This is a genomic window from Aeromonas veronii, from assembly GCF_040215105.1.
In the GTDB taxonomy this organism is placed as follows: domain Bacteria; phylum Pseudomonadota; class Gammaproteobacteria; order Enterobacterales; family Aeromonadaceae; genus Aeromonas; species Aeromonas veronii_G.
Genome location: NZ_CP157875.1, coordinates 3,816,006 through 3,832,870, shown reverse-complemented (window position 1 = coordinate 3,832,870; position 16,865 = coordinate 3,816,006). Strand labels below are relative to the sequence as shown.

17 protein-coding genes are annotated in these 16,865 nt (G+C 60.7%); 11 read left to right on the top strand and 6 right to left on the bottom strand.

All coding sequences use genetic code 11. The features are described 5' to 3' along the window. Positions 1-134: 134 nt before the first annotated feature. From ABNP46_RS17650 to ABNP46_RS17640, 3 genes are all read right to left on the bottom strand, one after another. Complete coding sequence (locus ABNP46_RS17650) at positions 135-1,694, bottom strand: methyl-accepting chemotaxis protein (protein WP_349919553.1); 1,560 nt, start codon at positions 1,692-1,694, stop codon at positions 135-137. A gap of 163 nt (positions 1,695-1,857) precedes the next feature. Further along, positions 1,858-2,157: a hypothetical protein gene (locus ABNP46_RS17645; protein WP_349919551.1), complete on the bottom strand. Its 300-nt coding sequence runs from the start codon at positions 2,155-2,157 to the stop codon at positions 1,858-1,860. A 117-nt stretch (positions 2,158-2,274) separates the two neighbouring features. Continuing rightward, positions 2,275-3,879 carry a peptide ABC transporter substrate-binding protein gene (locus ABNP46_RS17640; RefSeq protein WP_349919549.1) on the bottom strand — a complete coding sequence of 535 codons (1,605 nt, stop codon included), beginning with the start codon at positions 3,877-3,879 and terminating at the stop codon, positions 2,275-2,277. Between the two features lie 173 nt (positions 3,880-4,052). Here ABNP46_RS17640 and ABNP46_RS17635 point away from each other — a divergent pair, with 173 nt between their 5' ends. Both ABNP46_RS17635 and ABNP46_RS17630 read left to right on the top strand, forming a co-directional pair. Continuing rightward, a complete protein-coding gene (locus tag ABNP46_RS17635; RefSeq protein WP_349919547.1) occupies positions 4,053-4,760 on the top strand; it encodes a ParB-like protein in 708 nt (235 codons plus the stop codon). A 122-nt stretch (positions 4,761-4,882) separates the two neighbouring features. Continuing rightward, the gene (locus tag ABNP46_RS17630) at positions 4,883-5,326 is read left to right on the top strand and encodes a DUF2753 family protein (protein WP_349922550.1); all 444 of its coding nucleotides are present in this window, start codon (positions 4,883-4,885) and stop codon (positions 5,324-5,326) included. A 3-nt stretch (positions 5,327-5,329) separates the two neighbouring features. Here ABNP46_RS17630 and ABNP46_RS17625 read toward each other — a convergent pair whose 3' ends face one another. Continuing rightward, positions 5,330-6,079 (bottom strand): enoyl-CoA hydratase-related protein, encoded by a 750-nt coding sequence (locus ABNP46_RS17625; protein WP_349919546.1) that lies wholly within the window; start codon positions 6,077-6,079, stop codon positions 5,330-5,332. 89 nt (positions 6,080-6,168) lie between these two features. Here ABNP46_RS17625 and ABNP46_RS17620 point away from each other — a divergent pair, with 89 nt between their 5' ends. From ABNP46_RS17620 to ABNP46_RS17610, 3 genes are all read left to right on the top strand, one after another. Further along, positions 6,169-6,609 (top strand): copper chaperone PCu(A)C, encoded by a 441-nt coding sequence (locus ABNP46_RS17620; protein WP_349919544.1) that lies wholly within the window; start codon positions 6,169-6,171, stop codon positions 6,607-6,609. 92 nt (positions 6,610-6,701) lie between these two features. Then, on the top strand, positions 6,702-7,331 hold the full coding sequence (locus ABNP46_RS17615) for a TIGR04219 family outer membrane beta-barrel protein (RefSeq protein ID WP_349919542.1): 630 nt from the start codon (positions 6,702-6,704) through the stop codon (positions 7,329-7,331). Between the two features lie 32 nt (positions 7,332-7,363). Continuing rightward, positions 7,364-8,044 carry an SDR family oxidoreductase gene (locus ABNP46_RS17610; RefSeq protein WP_349919541.1) on the top strand — a complete coding sequence of 227 codons (681 nt, stop codon included), beginning with the start codon at positions 7,364-7,366 and terminating at the stop codon, positions 8,042-8,044. Between the two features lie 183 nt (positions 8,045-8,227). Here ABNP46_RS17610 and ABNP46_RS17605 read toward each other — a convergent pair whose 3' ends face one another. Further along, a complete protein-coding gene (locus ABNP46_RS17605; RefSeq protein WP_349919540.1) occupies positions 8,228-8,857 on the bottom strand; it encodes a 3'-5' exonuclease in 630 nt (209 codons plus the stop codon). A 189-nt stretch (positions 8,858-9,046) separates the two neighbouring features. After that, positions 9,047-10,771: a proline--tRNA ligase gene (locus ABNP46_RS17600; protein WP_349919539.1), complete on the bottom strand. Its 1,725-nt coding sequence runs from the start codon at positions 10,769-10,771 to the stop codon at positions 9,047-9,049. A 269-nt stretch (positions 10,772-11,040) separates the two neighbouring features. Here ABNP46_RS17600 and ruvA point away from each other — a divergent pair, with 269 nt between their 5' ends. From ruvA to ABNP46_RS17570, 6 genes are all read left to right on the top strand, one after another. Further along, complete coding sequence (ruvA, locus tag ABNP46_RS17595) at positions 11,041-11,655, top strand: Holliday junction branch migration protein RuvA (RefSeq protein ID WP_349919538.1); 615 nt, start codon at positions 11,041-11,043, stop codon at positions 11,653-11,655. A 60-nt stretch (positions 11,656-11,715) separates the two neighbouring features. After that, entirely contained in the window at positions 11,716-12,726 is a 1,011-nt protein-coding gene (gene ruvB, locus ABNP46_RS17590; RefSeq protein WP_349919537.1) for a Holliday junction branch migration DNA helicase RuvB, read from the top strand. Positions 12,727-13,670: 944 nt separating this feature from the next. Further along, positions 13,671-15,227: a cytochrome ubiquinol oxidase subunit I gene (gene cydA, locus ABNP46_RS17585; protein WP_349919535.1), complete on the top strand. Its 1,557-nt coding sequence runs from the start codon at positions 13,671-13,673 to the stop codon at positions 15,225-15,227. A gap of 12 nt (positions 15,228-15,239) precedes the next feature. Continuing rightward, a complete protein-coding gene (gene cydB, locus ABNP46_RS17580; protein ID WP_349919533.1) occupies positions 15,240-16,376 on the top strand; it encodes a cytochrome d ubiquinol oxidase subunit II in 1,137 nt (378 codons plus the stop codon). Between the two features lie 14 nt (positions 16,377-16,390). Then, positions 16,391-16,507, top strand: a complete 117-nt coding sequence (gene cydX, locus ABNP46_RS17575) for a cytochrome bd-I oxidase subunit CydX (protein WP_100859361.1) — start codon at positions 16,391-16,393, stop codon at positions 16,505-16,507. Beyond that, positions 16,494-16,805, top strand: a complete 312-nt coding sequence (locus ABNP46_RS17570; protein ID WP_349919532.1) for a cyd operon YbgE family protein — start codon at positions 16,494-16,496, stop codon at positions 16,803-16,805. Before cydX ends, ABNP46_RS17570 begins: the two co-directional genes overlap by 14 nt. Positions 16,806-16,865 lie beyond the last annotated feature (60 nt).

Genomic DNA, 16,865 nt, shown 5'->3' with positions numbered 1-16,865 from the left:
TTATGGCGGGCACAGGGGTCATTTTATTTACATTTTTGTTACAAATAAATGAAAGGCCCCATATGGGGAGCGTCAGCCAAAAAGGATTGATCTCGGGAGAGAGGGGGCGCGGCGGGTGCGCGCCCCGGGCAGGGCTAGTCGTGGAACTGGTTGATCAGGCGAGAGAGGTTTTGCAGCCGCTCTACCAGGAGGGTGATGCCGTCCAGCGCCTGTCGGCCGTTGTCGGCGGTGAGGTTGGCGAGCTGGTGGATCTGCTGGATCCCCTGATCCAGGGTGCTGGTGACGTCCGCCTGCTGACTGACGGCCTGGGCTATCTCGTCACTGGTGTGGGTGACCTGGGTCAGCATCCGGTTGATCTGGTTGAGCACCTCGGCGGTATCCCCCATCTGTTGCTGGCACAGGGCCGAGGTCCTGGCCCCCTGGCTCATGCCGTCTGACAACTGCTGTGTGCTCTGCTGCAGCGCCCCTATCATGTCGCTGATCTCGCCGGTGGAGCTGCGGGTCTTCTGGGCCAGGGCCCGGATCTCGTCGGCCACCACCGCAAAGCCGCGCCCCTGTTCGCCGGCACGGGCCGCCTCGATGGCGGCGTTGAGGGAGAGCAGGTTGGTCTGATCCGCGATTTGGCCTATCACTTCCAGGATCCCGCTGATCTTCTGACTGTCCTGGGTCAGGCGGGCCAGCACGCTCTGGCTGGTATCCAGCTCCTGATGCAGCCGGTTGACTGAGGAAGTGGTGGTGGTGATGGCTTGCTGGCCACTGACGGAGACCTGCTGCACCTCGCTCACCAGGGCATTGGCCTGATGGGCGTTGCCGGCCACATCGCGGATCGACTGGCTCATCTGGGTAATGGCGGCGGCCAGCTGCTCGCTCTGGGCCCGCTGTTGTTGCAAATGGGTGTCTATGGTCTGGATATGACCCCTGTCATCCTCGGCGGCCTGCAGGATCTGCTGGTTGGTGTCGACGCTGCGCCCCACCACGGCCCGAAGCTCCGCCTTCTTCATGCGCAGCAGCAGCTCGAGGGCTCCCAGGCTGTCTCGTCGCCGGCTGTAGAGCACCTGGCAGAGCGGGGTGCCGAGCTCTTGCCCTGCGCTGGCGAGAAGTCGCTGCAGCCGCTGTTGCCAATGCCAGCCGTGGATCATCTGGCCGAGCAGGCAGAGCAGGGCTATCACCCCCCAGGCGGGCTGGTTCGTGGTGAGCGCGAGGCCGAGCGCCAGCAGGGCAATGCCCGACAGGCAGAGGGTGAGGGGGCCGGGTTCCAGCCTGAGGCGGCTCGACCAGGGCAGGGGCTTGCCCGTCCGGACGCGGGCGTAGAGGCGCTCCGCCCAGTCGATATCCTGCTCATTGGGGCGAGTGCGCACCGACTGGTATTCGATGATCTGACGCTGGTCGTCGAGTATGGGGGTGACATAGGCGTTGACCCAGTAGAACTGGCCGCTCTTGGCGCGGTTCTTGACCAGTCCCATCCAGCTCTTGCCCTGCTGCAGTCTGCGCCACATGTCGGCGAAGGCGGCCTTGGGCATGTCGGGGTGGCGCACCAGGTTGTGGGGCACCCCTTCCATCTCGCTGGCGCTGTAGCCCGCCACATCGCAAAAATGCTGGTTGGTATAGGTGATGTGACTGGCGGGGTCTGTCGTGGAGATCAGGGATATCTGATCGGGAAAGCGGATCTCGCCCTTCCGTTGGGTTGTGGTCATGTGCGCGTCCTGATTTGAGCCAAGTAACTGATAAAATTGTTTTTATTCTTGTTTCTTATACAGGCTTCATTGTAGGGACGGCCCAAGGGGTCATCTTGGCTTAGGTCAATAATTCAACACTATGACGCATAAAAAAGAGCAGTTGAAAGGTGCATTCAAGGGCCTATCGACCGGCTCTGAAATCGTGGATCTCCCCGCTTCTCGGTTTGAAGCTGGGATCCCGCGTCTTGTCCGCCTCGACCCAGGCCATGGCCTGGCAGAAGCTCCCCTGCTTGGCGTATTCAGTGCGAACCTGATCGATGGCCCGTTCGGCGTTGCGCCGCACCATCTTGCTGGCCTTGCGATCGCTGAACGCCTGCTGCTGGCTCAACATCCAGTCGGTGAAGGCCTGTTGGCATTCGGTTTCGGTGGCGGCTTGGACGGGCAGGGTCGAGAACAGCAGGATCAGGAGCAAAGGGCGCATATACAGAGAGATTCAACGGCTAGGGGCGGCAGAAAGGCAGCATTCTATGTCGATAAAGGCCATAGGAACAGGGTATGCGTGAGGCCAGCCAGGCTGGCCCCGCGCATTCAGCATGGTCTAGTGCTTGATCAGATAGAGCTGGCGACTGTAGGCCACGTCTTCCGGGTTGTTGATGGGATAACCCTTGAGCCAGGGCTTGATGAGACGGGCGTTGGTGTACTGGTAGATGGGGGCAATCGGCGCCTCATCCTGCAGTATGGTTTCGGCCTCATCGAACAGGCGAGCCCGCTCATTGGCATTCTGGCTTTTGGCCGCCTGCGCCAGCAGGGCATCGTAGCGGGCGTTGGCGAAGCGGGCCATGTTGCCGCTGTGCTGGCTGCCCCAGAGGCCGAGGAAGGCGGAAGGATCGTTGTAATCCGCGACCCAGGAGGAGCGGATCACCTCGAACTGGCCGCTCTGGCGACTGTCGAGATAGGTTTTCCACTCCTGATTGGTGAGCTCGACGCGGGCACCGAGTTTCTGCTTCCACAGGTTGGCAATGGCCAGCGCCATCTTCTTGTGGATCTCGGCGGTGTTGTAGAGCAGGGTCAGCTTGAGGGGGTTGTCCGGGCCATAACCCGCCTCCTTGAGCAGGGTTCTCGCCCGCTCATCCAGCGCCTGCTGGCTGCTGGTAGAGAGCAGGTTCGGCTTGGGTTCAAAATCGGCGGTCACGTCCGGGGTGAAGTGATAGGCGGGCTTTTCCCCCGTGCCCAGCACCTTGTCGGCGATGAGGCCGCGGTCGATGGTGTAGGAGAGCGCCTTGCGCACCCGCACATCGTCCAGCGGCGCGCGCCGGGTGTTGAAGGCGTAGTAGTAGGTGCCGAGCTGCTCCGGGGTATAGACCTCCCCGGGGATCTGCTTCATCAGCTTCTGGTACTGCTCCTTGGGGAAGGACTCCGTGATGTGCAGATCCCCTGCCAGGTAGCGGCTGGTAGCGGCGCTCTCCTGATTGATGGGGACGAAGGTGACCCGGGTCAGCACAGTGTGTGCCCTGTCCCAGTAGTAGGGGTTGGGGGTCAGTTCCAGCCGCTCGTTCACCACCCGGTGGCTCAGCACGAAGGCGCCGTTGCCCACCAGCTTGCCGGGCTGGGTCCACTGGTTGCCGTATTGCTCCATGCTGGCCTGATGCAGGGGGGAGAGGCTGGGGTGGGTCAGCAGGCTCAGGAAATAGGGCACCGGCTGGGAGAGGCTCACCTGCAGGGTGTGATCGTCCAGGGCCCTGACCCCGAGCTCGCTCGGCGCGGCCTTGCCCGCGACTATCTCGTCCACCTTCTCAAAGTGGGCGAGCTGGGCGAACCAGGCGAAGGTGGCCGCCTCCTTGGGATCCACCAGCTTGCGCCAGCCGTAGACGAAGTCGGCGGCGCGCACGGGATCGCCGTTTGACCAGCGGGCATCCGGCCGCAGGTGGAACGTAAACTTTTGATTGCCTTCGTTATCCCAGCGCAATGCCACCCCGGGTTGTACCTTGCCATCCGGCCCCTGGGTCAACAATCCCTCGTAGAGATCCCGCAGCACCTGCAGCTCAGGCAGGCCGACCAGTTTGAGGGGGCTCAGGCTGGTGGGCTCGTCTTTCAGGTGACGGACGACCGCCTGTTCGGCGGCAAGTTGGGTTCCGGGTGGCACATCAGCAGCCTGCACGCAGGCGCAACCCAGCAGGGCCAGCAGGGGGCTCCATCCTTTCATGACGAATCCTTCAAATAGTGTGAAGCGGGGAGAAACTCGGCGAGAAAAATTCGCCGGCAGATGGGGAATCATGATATCCCCTTTGCTGGTCAGACCGCCAGCGTGAGTCCCGGGATTGCCGGACCGTGCTACCTTGTTTAGCCCGAGCCTTTCGCCCGACAGAGGAGTGTGCGATGAGAATATGGATGTTGTTGGCCTGTGCCCTGAGTCAGAGTGCCTGGGCGCTGGCCCCCTGCGAGCGCACCAGCGCGGTGGGGAGCTGGTGTGAGCTGAGCATTGCCCAGTTGCACCCGACCCAGGGCGGAGTGGGGCAGCTGCAGGTCGATGCGACGGCGCGGGAGCTGGCGGACAAGAGCCCGGAACAGCTCGACAAGTTGATGAAAAAGAAAGAGATCCCCGTGGTCATCGCCCCCGATGGCGGCTACTGGCTGGTGGACAGGCACCACCTGACCAAGGCGCTGTGGCAGCAGGGGGTGAAGCAGGCCAGGGTCAAGGTGATCGCCAGGCTCAAGGACAAGAGCAGCTTCTGGAGCCAGATGCAGAACAACCACTGGGCCTGGCTGAAGGATGAAAAGGGCCAGCCCCTGACCCCCCAGCAGTTGCCCGAGCACATCGGCGATCTGCCGGATTATCCCTATCGCACCCTCGCGGGTCAGCTGCAGGATGCGGGCTACTTCAGCAAGAAGGGGCGGGTCTACTTCGTCGAGTTTGCCTGGGCCAGCTGGCTCGGCCAGCAGATGGACTGGTTGCCGGTCAACGACGCCAATCTGGCGGATCGTCTCTCCCAGGCCAAGCGACTCGCCTGCAGCAGCAAGGCGAGGGAGTTGCCCGGCTATCCCGGCAAACAGTGTCGCGTCAATCAATCCAAAAGTGCGGGCTGAACCTGGTGTGGGCCCCGCAGATAGCGGAATAGGGTGGATCCTGCACAAACGCTCTGGTTGATATTTATTCTCAATTAGCCATGATACAGCTTCCACTCATGTCGGCAGAGGAGAGGAAGATGATGATGAATGACAACTGGCAACGCTACATGCTGGAGGCGGAAAACGCCCTGGACATGGGGGCGCTCGGCACGGCGATCTGTCTCTACCAGCAGGCGCTGGGAGAGGTGTATGAACTGGATGAGGACTCTCTCAGCGCCGATGCGCTGGATGAACTCGCCAGCATGCGGGTCGCCACCTGCCATCGCCTCGCCGACTTCTGGCGCGCCATGGAGGAGCCGGCCTACGAGCTGCGCTACCTCAAGCTCGCCTCGGAACTGGTCACCGCCCTGGTGCCCCAGTGTCCGAACCGGGAGTGCGAATCCCTCATCAGCGAGCTGGGTTGCTGCCGCGCCGCCCTGCTCTCCTTCCTGAAGCGCCACCCCAACCCCGAGATAGCCAAACTGATCCAGGTGCAGGACAGGGTACAGGGCTGCGAGCTGATCGGCCGCTTCCGCCTTAACTGACCGTCAGTCCCGTCGCCCCAGCTTGCGGGCGATGCGGCTCTGGGCCTCTTCTCCCTGCAGGGCCTGGGAGAAGGCGCGCGCCTCCATGTCGATGACGAAATGCACCGCTTGCCTGAGCTCCTGCTTGAGCAGGGCCTTGCTCTTTTGCAGCGCCTTCGGCGGCTTGGCCGCGAGCCTCAATCCGGTTTCCCGCGCAAGGCCGAGCAACTCATCGGCCGCCACCACCCGGTTGGCGAGTCCGAGCCGCAGCGCCTCACCCGCATCCATGACCTCTGCCAGCAGCAACAGCTCTGCCGCCTTCAGGTGGCCGACGGCACGGGGCAGCAGCAGACTTGAGGCAAACTCCGGTACCAGCCCCAGCTCGACGAAGGGCAGTTGCAAGCGCGCGTTGTCGGCCAGATAGACCAGATCGCAGTGCAGCAGCAGAGTGGTGCCGATACCGACGGCCGGGCCCGCGGCGGCAGCGATGACCGGCTTGGGAAAATCGGCGAAGGCGTGGAGGAACTGCAGGATGGGATCGTCTGCTTCCAGCGTGGTTTTACCCATGAAGTCGGCGAGATCGTTGCCGGCGGTGAAACAGGTCGCCTGACCCTGCAGCAGCACCACATGCACAGACTCATCCTGGCTTGCCTGTTGCAGCGCGGCGGTGAGGGCCTGGTACATCCCGGTGTCGAGGGCATTGCGTTTGTCGGGTCGGTTGAGGGTCAGGGTGAGCAAGCCATCCTGCTGCTCGACCAGAATTGTGGGGGCCATGTCTGAATCCTTGTCATCTGAGGCTGTCAAAAGCGTGCCACGGGGGTAAGCTTTGCGTCGTTTGACAACATCATAAAAGGATTCAAACCATGTTTAAACGTGCGTTTTACTCCATGCTGACCCTGCTGTTGGCGAGCCCGGCCCTGGCCAAGGTCGAGGCCATCGATGGTTATGTGCGTCTGCTGCCCCCGGGATCCCCCAATACGGCTGCGTTCATGGTGCTCAAGAATGACGGCGACAAGCCGGTGACCCTGACCACCGTCAGCTCCCCCGGCGCGGCGAGGGCCGAGCTGCACACCCATCTGCACGAGAACGGGGTGATGAGGATGCGCCGGGTGGATGGCATCCAGATCCCCGCGAGGGGAGAGGTGGCGCTCAAACCCGGCAGCTTCCACGTCATGTTGTTCGAGGTGCGAGAACTCGCCCGGGACACCCCCTTCCCGCTGACCCTGAGCTTGGACGATGGTCAGACCCTCAGCCTGAGCCTGCCGGTGAAGCCGGTCGAGCCGATGAAAGGCATGCAGCACTGACATTAATGGACGCTGGTTCAGCTTTTTGCTCTAGGTATTCCTTGCGCGCTGGGTAAAATGATGGCCTTTCCAGTCCATAAGGGAGTTATACGATGAAGAAGACCTTGATTGCCGGCAGCCTGCTTGCCCTGTTCAGCCACGCCGCCATGGCCGCCGATGACTGGCGTTTCGCAGCCGGTGCCGATGTGTGGAACGCACAAGGCAGCGGTCAGATCGATGGCGTCGGGGCCGATGGCAGCTATGACGATGACTACAACTGGAACGGCTACCTGCAGCTGGAGCACGGGATCTGGTTCTTGCCCAATGCCAAGTTCGAGATGTCCGACCTCAGCAGCAGCGGTGGTGCCTTCGACAACGAGCTGCAGGCCTATGATCTGACCCTCTACTATCGCCTGATGAACAACGATCTGTTCCAGCTCGATCTGGGTCTGACCGGTCGTCGCTACGACGGTGACTTCAATACCCAGCACTACTCCTATGACAAGGATGTGCTGATGGCCTACACCGGCGGCGAGATCCGCATTCCGGGGACCGGCTTTGCGGCCTTCGGCGATCTGCGTGTGCAGGATGCGGACAACTATGACTACCGTCTGGGCGGCTCCTACAAGTTCGCCTCCGTGCCGCTCAAGCTGCGCGCCGGCTGGCGTGAAGTGGACATGGACTTCGACCGTGTCGACCAGAAAGTCGATGGCTGGTTCATCGGCGGCGAATTCACGTTCTAATCCGAATATCCAGGTCTGATCCGGGAGGAATGATGGGCCACATCATAGTGACTGGCGCGGGCTCCGGCCTTGGACGCGCACTGACAATCGGACTGGTAGCGCGCGGCCACCGGGTTGCCATGATGGGGCGCCGTTATCACAAGCTGCAGGAGCAGGAACAGCTGCTCGGCAAGGCCGTGGTCGGCATCGCCGCCGATCTCGCTCACCACGAGGAGGTGGAGATGGCCTTCTCCGCCGCCGTGGCCTGGGGGGGATTGCCGGAGCTGGTGATCCACTGCGCCGGGGTGGGGGAGTTCGGCCCGGTCGGGGTCTACACCGCAGAGCAGGTGCGCCGGGTGGTGGAGAGCAATCTCGTCTCCACTATCTTGGTGGCCCAGCAGACGGTGCGCCTCATCGGCGAGAAGGGGGGCGTGCTGGCCAATGTGCTCTCCTCCGCGGCCCAGAGCGGCAAGGCCAACGAGAGCCTCTACTGCGCCTCCAAGTGGGGCATGCGGGGCTTTCTGGAATCCCTGCGGGCCGAGCTCAAGGGCTCACCCCTGCGACTGGTGAACCTCTACCCGAGCGGGATCAGGAGCGAGTTCTGGGACAACTCGGAACACGTGGATCCGAGCCGTTTCATGACGCCGGAGGATGCTGCCGCCTACATGCTGGATGCCCTCGAGGCGCGCAGCAGCTGCCATGTGACGGATCTCTTCATCGGACGAAACGACTGAGCATAAGAGTGCTGGCGGTATCAACCACTGCCAAAATGACAAAAAGCGCGCCAACAGGCGCGCTTTTTCATTCGCAGGCAGTGTTAGCTCCCTCTGGCCGTCTGTGCGCCGGGTCTCGGTGGACATCAAAGGCGGGTAAATCGGATGTCGGCATGGATGATGGGGGCGGCATGTCGGCACAGATCATGTCCGGGTCGCATATTCCCGCAGGAAGGATGCCATCGCCTGTTTTGGCTTCTTGCCCAGGGTCAGCAGCAATGCAAAATCCGGGTCGATAATGCCATGTCGACATTCCAGCTCTTCCAACAAGGCAAGCCAGAGGTGGGCCGTTACCTCGGCATCCGCCAGGGCGCGGTGAAATATCCCGTCATTGGGCAGGCGCTTGTATTGCACCAGGGTACCCAGCTTGTGATCCGGGGCATCGGGAAACAGCCGCCTCGACAGCAGCAGGGAGCAGGCAAACTGCCCGCGATATCGCGCCGGCAGCCGCTCGACTTCCGCATCCAGGAAGCGCTTGTCGAAGGAGGCGTTGTGGGCGACCAGATTGTCATCACCGATAAAGTCGACGAAATCCGCCATCACCTCGTGGCAGGGGGGAGCCTGTTTCAGCATGGCGTTGCTGATCCCGGTGTATTGCTCGATGAAGCTGCTGACGTTGAAGCCCGGGTTCATCAGCGCCGAGAAACGCTCGCTGATATGGCCATCCTTGATCCTGACGGCGCCGATCTCGATGGCTCTGTCCCCCTGTCCGGGTGAGAGGCCGGTGGTCTCGAAGTCGAGCACGACAACGGTATTGGCTGAGGCGATGGGCATAGCTTCTCGGGCACGCTGGGTAAAGAGCGCCAGTCTAGGAAATCAGCCGCGCCCTGTACAGCGCGATATCCCTTCGCAGCAGCGCGGCATTGCGGTGGGTCATGAAGGATAAATGCCACATGTAAAAAGCCCCAAGTGCCGTGGCACTCGGGGCTTTCTTATGAATGGTGGAAGGCTGAGTCGGTGCTATCAGCGACCCAGCTTGCCCTTGAGCTGGGCGATGATGTCGCCAATGGCCACTTCCTGTTTCTCGCCGGTGCGGCGGCACTTGTACTCCACCACGCCGTTGTCCAGACCGCGATCGCCGATGACGATGGCGTGGGGAACCCCCAGCAGCTCCATGTCGGCGAACATTACGCCCGGGCGCTCCTTGCGGTCATCGAACAGCACGTCAACACCGGCGGCTTTGAGCTCGGCGTAGAACTGTTCGGCCTGCTCGGCGACGCGCTCGGACTTGTGCATGTTCATCGGCACGATGGCCACTTCGAACGGGGCGATGGCTTCCGGCCAGATGATGCCGTACTGGTCATTGTTCTGCTCGATGGCGGCGGCCACCAGGCGGGAGACCCCGATGCCGTAGCAACCCATTTCCATGGTGACGGACTTGCCGCCCTCGTTCAGCACGCTGGCCTTCATGGCTTCGGAGTACTTGGTACCGAGCTGGAAGATGTGACCCACTTCGATGCCGCGCTTGAGCAGCAGCTTGCCCTGGCCGCAGGGGCTGGGGTCGCCTTCCACCACGTTGCGCAGGTCGGCGACTTCGTAAGAGGCGATGTCGCGATCCCAGTTGGCGCCGGTCAGGTGGAAGCCGGTGTCGTTGGCACCGCAGACGAAGTCCGCCAGGTGGGCGGCGCTGCGATCGGCGATGATGCGACCGGCGAAGCCGACCGGGCCGATGGAGCCGGCATCACAACCGGCGGCAGCCTTGATTTGCTCATCATTGGCAAAGGTCAGCGGGTTGGCGACACCCGGCAGCTTCTCGGCCTTGATCTCGTTCAGTTCGTGATCGCCGCGCAGCACCAGGGCGATGACCGCCTGCTTGCCGTGCTCGTCCGCTTCACCCAGTACCAGCAGGGTCTTGGCGATGGTGGCCGGAGCCACATTCAGGAAGGCGGCAACATCAATGATGGTGTGCACGCCCGGGGTGGCGACCTTGGTCAGGGCTGCGGTGGCAGCGGCACGCTCACCGGCCGGGGCCAGGGCTTCGGCCATCTCGATGTTGGCGGCGTAGTCTGAGGTATCGGAGAAGGCGATCAGGTCTTCACCGCTCTCGGCCAGCACCTGGAATTCGTGGGAGCCGGTGCCACCGATGGAGCCGGTATCGGCCTGTACCGGACGGAAGTTCAGACCCATGCGGGTGAAAGCGGCGCAGTAGGCAGCGTGCATCTTCTCGTAGGTGTCGATCAGGGATTCCTTGCTGATGTGGAAGGAGTAGGCATCCTTCATCAGGAATTCCCGGCCGCGCATCACGCCGAAACGGGGACGCACTTCGTCGCGGAACTTGGTCTGGATCTGGTAGAGGTTGAGCGGCAGCTGCTTGTAGCTGTTCACCTCGTAGCGGATCAGGGCGGTGATCACCTCTTCGTGGGTCGGGCCCAGCACGAAGGGACGGTTGTGACGGTCGGTCAGGCGGCACAGCTCGGGGCCGTAGTCATCCCAGCGGCCGGACTCCTGCCACAGCTCGGCGGGTTGGACCACCGGCATGGAGACCTCGATGGCACCCGCTCTGTTCATCTCCTCGCGAACGATGTTCTCGATCTTCTTCAGGACCCGCAGGCCGGATGGCAGCCAGGCGTACATGCCGGAGGCCAGTTTGCGGATCATGCCGGCGCGCAGCATCAGCTGATGGCTGACGACTTCCGCATCGGAGGGAGTTTCCTTGAGAGTGGAGAGCAGATATTGGCTGGTACGCATCGCGGTAGACCTTAGCTAGTTCGGGCCCGGAGCCCTGGAAAATTTCAAGTGCGGAATTTTAACAGGCCGAGGCGCGCGGCCCAAGGGCTAAATTCAGTGCGCCGAGGAATGGGGAAGGGGCATGTCGGGCACGGAGGGAGGCCGGTTGGCAGGCGCTTTGCCCAGCGATGGGATCGGTGCTTCACCACAGGCCTATGCTGGATACTTATCCAGTTATTCTTTATGCTATGGCCCAATTCATACAGTGTCTGCGTGGCGAGGAAGAGAACATGATCGGTCGCTTGAGAGGCGTCATCATCGAGAAGCAGCCCCCCGAGGTGTTGCTGGAAGTTGGCGGTGTGGGCTATGAGGTGCACATGCCCATGAGCTGCTTCTATGATCTGCCGGATCTTGGCAAGGAAGCGGTCATTCACACCCACTTCGTGGTGCGGGAAGACGCCCAGCTGCTCTATGGCTTCAACCACAAGCAGGAGCGGGCGCTGTTTCGCGAGCTGATCAAGACCAACGGGGTCGGCCCCAAGCTGGCGCTAGCCATTCTTTCCGGCATGACCGCCACCCAGTTCGTGATGAGCGTCGAGCGTGAAGAGGTAAGCTCCCTGGTCAAGTTGCCGGGGGTGGGCAAGAAGACCGCCGAGCGTCTGGTGGTGGAGATGAAGGATCGCCTCAAGGGCTGGGTCAGCCACGATCTCTTCTCTCCCGCCGCCATCAGCCTGCCCGAGAAAGAGAGTGTTCTGCGGGCGCCGGATGCCAGCGAAGAGGCCGCCAGCGCCCTGGTGGCTCTCGGCTACAAGCCCCAGCAGGCGAGCCAGATCGTTGCCAAGGTGGCGGCCGATGGCATGTCGGTCGAGGCGATCATCCGTGAATCCCTGCGCAGTCTGGTGTAGGGATGGCAATGTCTAAGGCAGAGCCTGTGGCCATGGCGGTACAGCCAGGTGAGGTAGCACATGATTGAAGCGGATCGTCTGATATCGGCGGGGGAATCCCGCGAGGATGCGGTCATCGACCGGGCCATCCGTCCCAAGAAGCTGGCGGATTATACCGGTCAGGATCACGTCTGCGGCCAGATGGAGATCTTCATCGAGGCAGCCCGCCAGCGGGGAGAAGCCCTGGATCACCTGCTGATCTTCGGCCCCCCCGGCCTTGGCAAGACCACCCTCGCGAACATCGTGGCCAACGAGATGGAGGTCAACATCAAGACCACCTCGGGCCCGGTGCTGGAGAAGGCTGGCGATCTGGCGGCCCTGCTCACCAACCTCGAGCCCCACGACGTGCTCTTCATCGACGAGATCCACCGTCTCAGCCCCGTGGTGGAGGAAGTGCTCTATCCGGCCATGGAGGATTATCAGCTCGATATCATGATCGGGGAGGGGCCTGCCGCCCGTTCCATCAAGCTGGATCTCCCCCCCTTCACCCTGATCGGCGCCACCACCCGGGCCGGTTCCCTGACCAGCCCGCTGCGGGATCGTTTCGGCATCGTGCAGCGTCTCGAGTTCTACAACGTCAAGGATCTCACCGACATCGTCGCCCGCAGCGCCCGCTGCCTCGGACTGGAGATGTCGGACGACGGGGCGCTGGAGGTGGCGAGACGCTCCCGCGGCACCCCGCGTATTGCTAACCGTTTGTTAAGACGGGTGCGGGATTTCGCCCAGGTGAAATCCGATGGCCGGATTGATGGACCCATTGCGGCCCGCGCCATGGACATGCTGGACGTGGATAACGAAGGTTTCGACTTCATGGACCGCAAGCTATTGTTGGCCGTCATCGACAAGTTTATGGGAGGGCCGGTGGGCCTCGACAACCTGGCGGCCGCCATCGGGGAAGAGAAGGACACCATCGAGGATGTGCTGGAACCCTATCTCATTCAGCAGGGGTATCTGCAGCGGACCCCAAGGGGGAGGCTGGCGACGGCAAGAGCGTATGCTCACTTCGGCCTGCAGCGGCCGCCGGAAGCATAGAAATATCTGATTGAACGAAAAACCGCCTCCAGGGGCGGTTTTTTACTATTCTGACAAAATTCCCGAGGCCAAAAAAAAAGCCCACGGCAGATGCGGTGGGCAAAGACAATTCAGGATGGATGTTCACAGACAGTGAGAGCGTCTGCAGACCGGTCAGGAAAACACTGAGGAGCCGTCGCGAGGCCTCAGAGTCGGTTCATTTGATAGAGCTGAACGAACGAAAGCTTGTAGTAACGAATGGTCTTGGCAACAAACTTTTTCATCATTAATCCCAACAAACAGGTTCGAAATGTTCATCGAATACGTACCGGGAACCCAGTATGACCGGCCTGTATCCAGAGGTATGCCCTCACTGCGAGGCGCATTGTAGGAGCACTCGACAAGCCGGACAAACAAGAAAATTTGCCACATTAGGATTAGATTAACTAATCAAATGTGCGAGCGGTAAAATAAGCATAAACATGTGTTTTTACTGGTTTTAAATTGCAATCGAGATCACCTATTCAGTATGGAGAATACAAGCTTCACCATAGTGGTTTTATTATTTATTTAACAGAATTGAAACTATTTCCTGATGTATTAAAATTGATTTAAATCAAAGATTTACGAACTTCATCTTTTTGTGATGCAGCTCCCATAATTAAGGGTTTCGCACCGATAAGTTGCCTTGAAAAGGCATGTATAGGTGATGGTTTTACATTGATTTCAATCAAATAAAGGTGATATAAAACAGCGGTCATTATAGGCGGGAATAGAATCGCTGTTATTGTTTACCAGATGTTAAACATTAGCTTTTTTTGTTCTTGTATATTGCCTTGTTGTTAATGTGGTTGCAGTCGAATCCGGTCATCGTTCTTGGTATGGCCGATCATTCGGGGCCTTCCAATGGAAGCTTTGTCCTTAAAACTTAAAATAGCCGTGCCAATAATCGGTGAGGAAACATCATGATTGCTGAGCATGTGGTAGACCTATCGCGGTTCCAATTTGCTGCGACGGCCCTTTATCACTTCCTGTTTGTACCCTTGACGCTGGGGATGGCCTTCATCCTGGCGATCATGGAGTCTGTCTATGTGATGACCAACAACACTGTCTACCGGGACATGACCAAGTTCTGGGGCAAGTTGTTCGGGATCAACTTCGCCCTCGGGGTGACCACAGGGCTGACCATGGAGTTCCAATTCGGAACCAACTGGGCCTACTACTCTCACTATGTCGGCGATATCTTCGGGGCTCCCCTGGCCATCGAAGGGCTGATGGCCTTCTTCCTGGAGTCCACCTTCGTCGGTATGTTCTTCTTCGGTTGGGATCGCCTCAGCAAGCGCCAGCACCTGGCCGCGACCTGGCTGATGGCCCTCGGGACCAACCTCTCCGCCCTCTGGATCCTGGTCGCCAACGGCTGGATGCAGAACCCGGTCGGTGCCGAGTTCAACTTCGAATCCATGCGCATGGAGATGGTGAGCTTCGCCGAGCTGGTGTTCAACCCGGTTGCCCAGGTCAAGTTCGTCCACACGGTAGCGGCGGGCTATACCACGGGCGCCATGTTCGTGCTGGGTATCTCCTCCTATTACCTGCTCAAGAATCGTGATGTGGCTTTCGCCCGTCGCTCCTTCGCCATCGCGGCCGCGTTCGGCATGGCCTCCATCGTTTCCGTGCTGATCCTGGGTGATGAGTCCGGCTACGAGACCGGTGAAGTGCAGAAGGTCAAACTGGCGGCCATCGAAGCCGAGTGGAACACCGAGCCGGCGCCAGCCTCCTTTACCCTGTTCGGCATTCCGAACCAGGAAGAGATGCGTACCGACTACGCCATCAAGATCCCCTATGCCCTTGGCATCATCGCGACCCGTTCCCTGGACGGTCAGGTAACCGGCCTCAAGGATCTGAAGAGCGAGCACGAACTGCGCGTGCGTAACGGCATGGTCGCCTATGACCTGCTGACCAAGCTGCAATCCGGTGACAAGTCCGACGATACCCGCGCCCGTTTCGACGAGGTGAAGCAGGATCTGGGCTACGGCCTGCTGCTCAAGCGTTACACCGCCAACGTGACCGACGCGACCGACGAACAGATCAAATCCGCCGTGGATGACTCCATCCCGCAGGTGGCCCCGCTGTTCTTCGCCTTCCGCATCATGGTGGCCTGCGGCATCGTCATGCTGCTGCTGATCGGCGTCGCCTTCTATGACAGCACCCGCCACAAGATCGGCGAGCGCAAGTGGCTGCTCAAGGCGCTGCTGTACGGTATCCCGCTGCCCTGGATCGCCATCGAGTGTGGCTGGTTCGTCGCGGAATATGGTCGCCAGCCCTGGACCATCGCCGAGATGCTGCCAACCTCCGTCTCCGCCTCCAATCTCCCGGCATCGGAGATCTGGTTCTCCCTCATCGGGATCTGCCTGTTCTACACCGTGCTGCTCGTCATCGAGATGTACCTGATGTTCAAGTACGCACGTCTGGGCCCGAGCAGTCTGAAAACGGGCAAGTACCACTTCGAACAGAGCAAGGCTTAAGGAGAGGATCCCATGTTTGATTACGAAGTATTGCGTCTGGTCTGGTGGGTTCTGGTCGGCGTGCTGCTGATTGGTTTCGCCGTCACCGACGGTTTCGATATGGGGGTCGGTGCCCTGCTGCCCTTCGTTGGCAAGAAGGATGTTGAGCGTCGGGTGATGCTCAACACCATGGGCCCGCATTGGGAAGGCAACCAGGTATGGCTGGTGACCGCCGGTGGTGCCCTGTTTGCGGCCTGGCCCATGGTCTATGCGGCAGCCTTCTCCGGCTTCTACATCGCCATGATCCTGACCCTGATGGCCCTCTTCCTGCGCCCGGTCGGCTTCAAGTACCGCTCCCTGCGGGAAGATGCCAAGTGGCGCAACAACTGGGACTGGGGACTGTTCGTCGGTAGCGCCGTGCCGCCTGTCATCTTCGGGGTCGCCTTCGGCAACCTGCTGCAGGGTGTACCGTTCAGCTTCAACCAGTTCCTGATGTTGACCTATCACGGCAACTTCTTCGGCCTGCTCAACCCGTTCGGCCTGCTGGCCGGTCTGGTGAGCCTGTGTATGATCATTACCCAGGGTGCCACCTGGCTGATGATGAAGACCGAAGGGGAAGTGCTGGCCCGTTCCAGTACCGCCGCCATGATCTTCTCCCTGCTGACCCTGGTGCTGTTCGCGCTGGCCGGTGTCTGGGTGAGCGGGATGGACGGTTATGTGGTCGTTGGCACCATGGCGACCGATGCCGTCACCAACCCGCTTCACAAGGAAGTGGTGGTGCAGGCCGGTGCCTGGATGAACAACTACAACCTCTATCCCTGGATGATCGCGGCGCCCGTGCTGGGTCTGGCGATGAGCCTGCTGACCGCGGGCGCGGCCAAGCTGGGTAAAGGTTGGCTGGCGTTCCTGTGCTCTTCCCTGGCTATCGCAGGCATCATTCTGACGGCGGGCTTCTCCATGTTCCCGTTCCTGATGCCGTCCAGCCTTGAGCCTTCCCAGAGTCTGACCATGTGGGATGCCACCGCTTCCTTCAACACCCTCAAGGTGATGACGGTCGTGGCAGTCATCTTCGTCCCGACTGTGCTGGCGTATACCCTCTGGACCTACATCAAGATGTTTGGCCGGGTGAGCAACAAGCACATCGAAGACAACCAACAATCGCTCTACTAAGAAGGTGCCCTGATATGTGGTATTTCACCTGGATCCTGGGTCTGTTGCTGGCCTGTGCCTTTGGCGTCATCAACGCGCTCTGGCTGGAGCACACCGAGAACATGGATCGCAAGATCGATGAAAACAAGTGATCGCCTCGCCCGGTTGGCGGCTCCCCTGGAGCGCCAACCCTGGCAAGGGGTGATGTTGGTGGCGGCGACCCTGCTCGCCGTCGCCATCTTGCAGGCTCCCAACCTGATTGCGGCCAACACCAGCGAGCACGGGCTCCTGCTCGCCCCCTGGCTGATGTGGGCGGCCAGTTGTGGCGTGATGCATGGCCTAGGGTTCCATCCCCGCAGCCTTATCGGCCGGGTACTGTTCTGCCCCTGGCTCGCACTGCCCACGCTGTTATATGGGCTCTGGTTGACCCAAAGCTATTTCCTGTCCTGATAAAGGAGGGAGGCAGATATTCATCTGCCTCCCTTCTGCTTTTACCGCGCCTGTCGGCGA

Coding starts and splice junctions, on each gene's coding strand:
- ABNP46_RS17650 (WP_349919553.1), bottom strand. CDS start 1,694: ATGACCACAACCCAACGGAAGGGCGAGATCCGCTTTCCCGATCAGATA.
- ABNP46_RS17645 (WP_349919551.1), bottom strand. CDS start 2,157: ATGCGCCCTTTGCTCCTGATCCTGCTGTTCTCGACCCTGCCCGTCCAA.
- ABNP46_RS17640 (WP_349919549.1), bottom strand. CDS start 3,879: ATGAAAGGATGGAGCCCCCTGCTGGCCCTGCTGGGTTGCGCCTGCGTG.
- ABNP46_RS17635 (WP_349919547.1), top strand. CDS start 4,053: ATGAGAATATGGATGTTGTTGGCCTGTGCCCTGAGTCAGAGTGCCTGG.
- ABNP46_RS17630 (WP_349922550.1), top strand. CDS start 4,883: ATGATGAATGACAACTGGCAACGCTACATGCTGGAGGCGGAAAACGCC.
- ABNP46_RS17625 (WP_349919546.1), bottom strand. CDS start 6,079: ATGGCCCCCACAATTCTGGTCGAGCAGCAGGATGGCTTGCTCACCCTG.
- ABNP46_RS17620 (WP_349919544.1), top strand. CDS start 6,169: ATGTTTAAACGTGCGTTTTACTCCATGCTGACCCTGCTGTTGGCGAGC.
- ABNP46_RS17615 (WP_349919542.1), top strand. CDS start 6,702: ATGAAGAAGACCTTGATTGCCGGCAGCCTGCTTGCCCTGTTCAGCCAC.
- ABNP46_RS17610 (WP_349919541.1), top strand. CDS start 7,364: ATGGGCCACATCATAGTGACTGGCGCGGGCTCCGGCCTTGGACGCGCA.
- ABNP46_RS17605 (WP_349919540.1), bottom strand. CDS start 8,857: ATGCCCATCGCCTCAGCCAATACCGTTGTCGTGCTCGACTTCGAGACC.
- ABNP46_RS17600 (WP_349919539.1), bottom strand. CDS start 10,771: ATGCGTACCAGCCAATATCTGCTCTCCACTCTCAAGGAAACTCCCTCC.
- ruvA (WP_349919538.1), top strand. CDS start 11,041: ATGATCGGTCGCTTGAGAGGCGTCATCATCGAGAAGCAGCCCCCCGAG.
- ruvB (WP_349919537.1), top strand. CDS start 11,716: ATGATTGAAGCGGATCGTCTGATATCGGCGGGGGAATCCCGCGAGGAT.
- cydA (WP_349919535.1), top strand. CDS start 13,671: ATGATTGCTGAGCATGTGGTAGACCTATCGCGGTTCCAATTTGCTGCG.
- cydB (WP_349919533.1), top strand. CDS start 15,240: ATGTTTGATTACGAAGTATTGCGTCTGGTCTGGTGGGTTCTGGTCGGC.
- cydX (WP_100859361.1), top strand. CDS start 16,391: ATGTGGTATTTCACCTGGATCCTGGGTCTGTTGCTGGCCTGTGCCTTT.
- ABNP46_RS17570 (WP_349919532.1), top strand. CDS start 16,494: ATGAAAACAAGTGATCGCCTCGCCCGGTTGGCGGCTCCCCTGGAGCGC.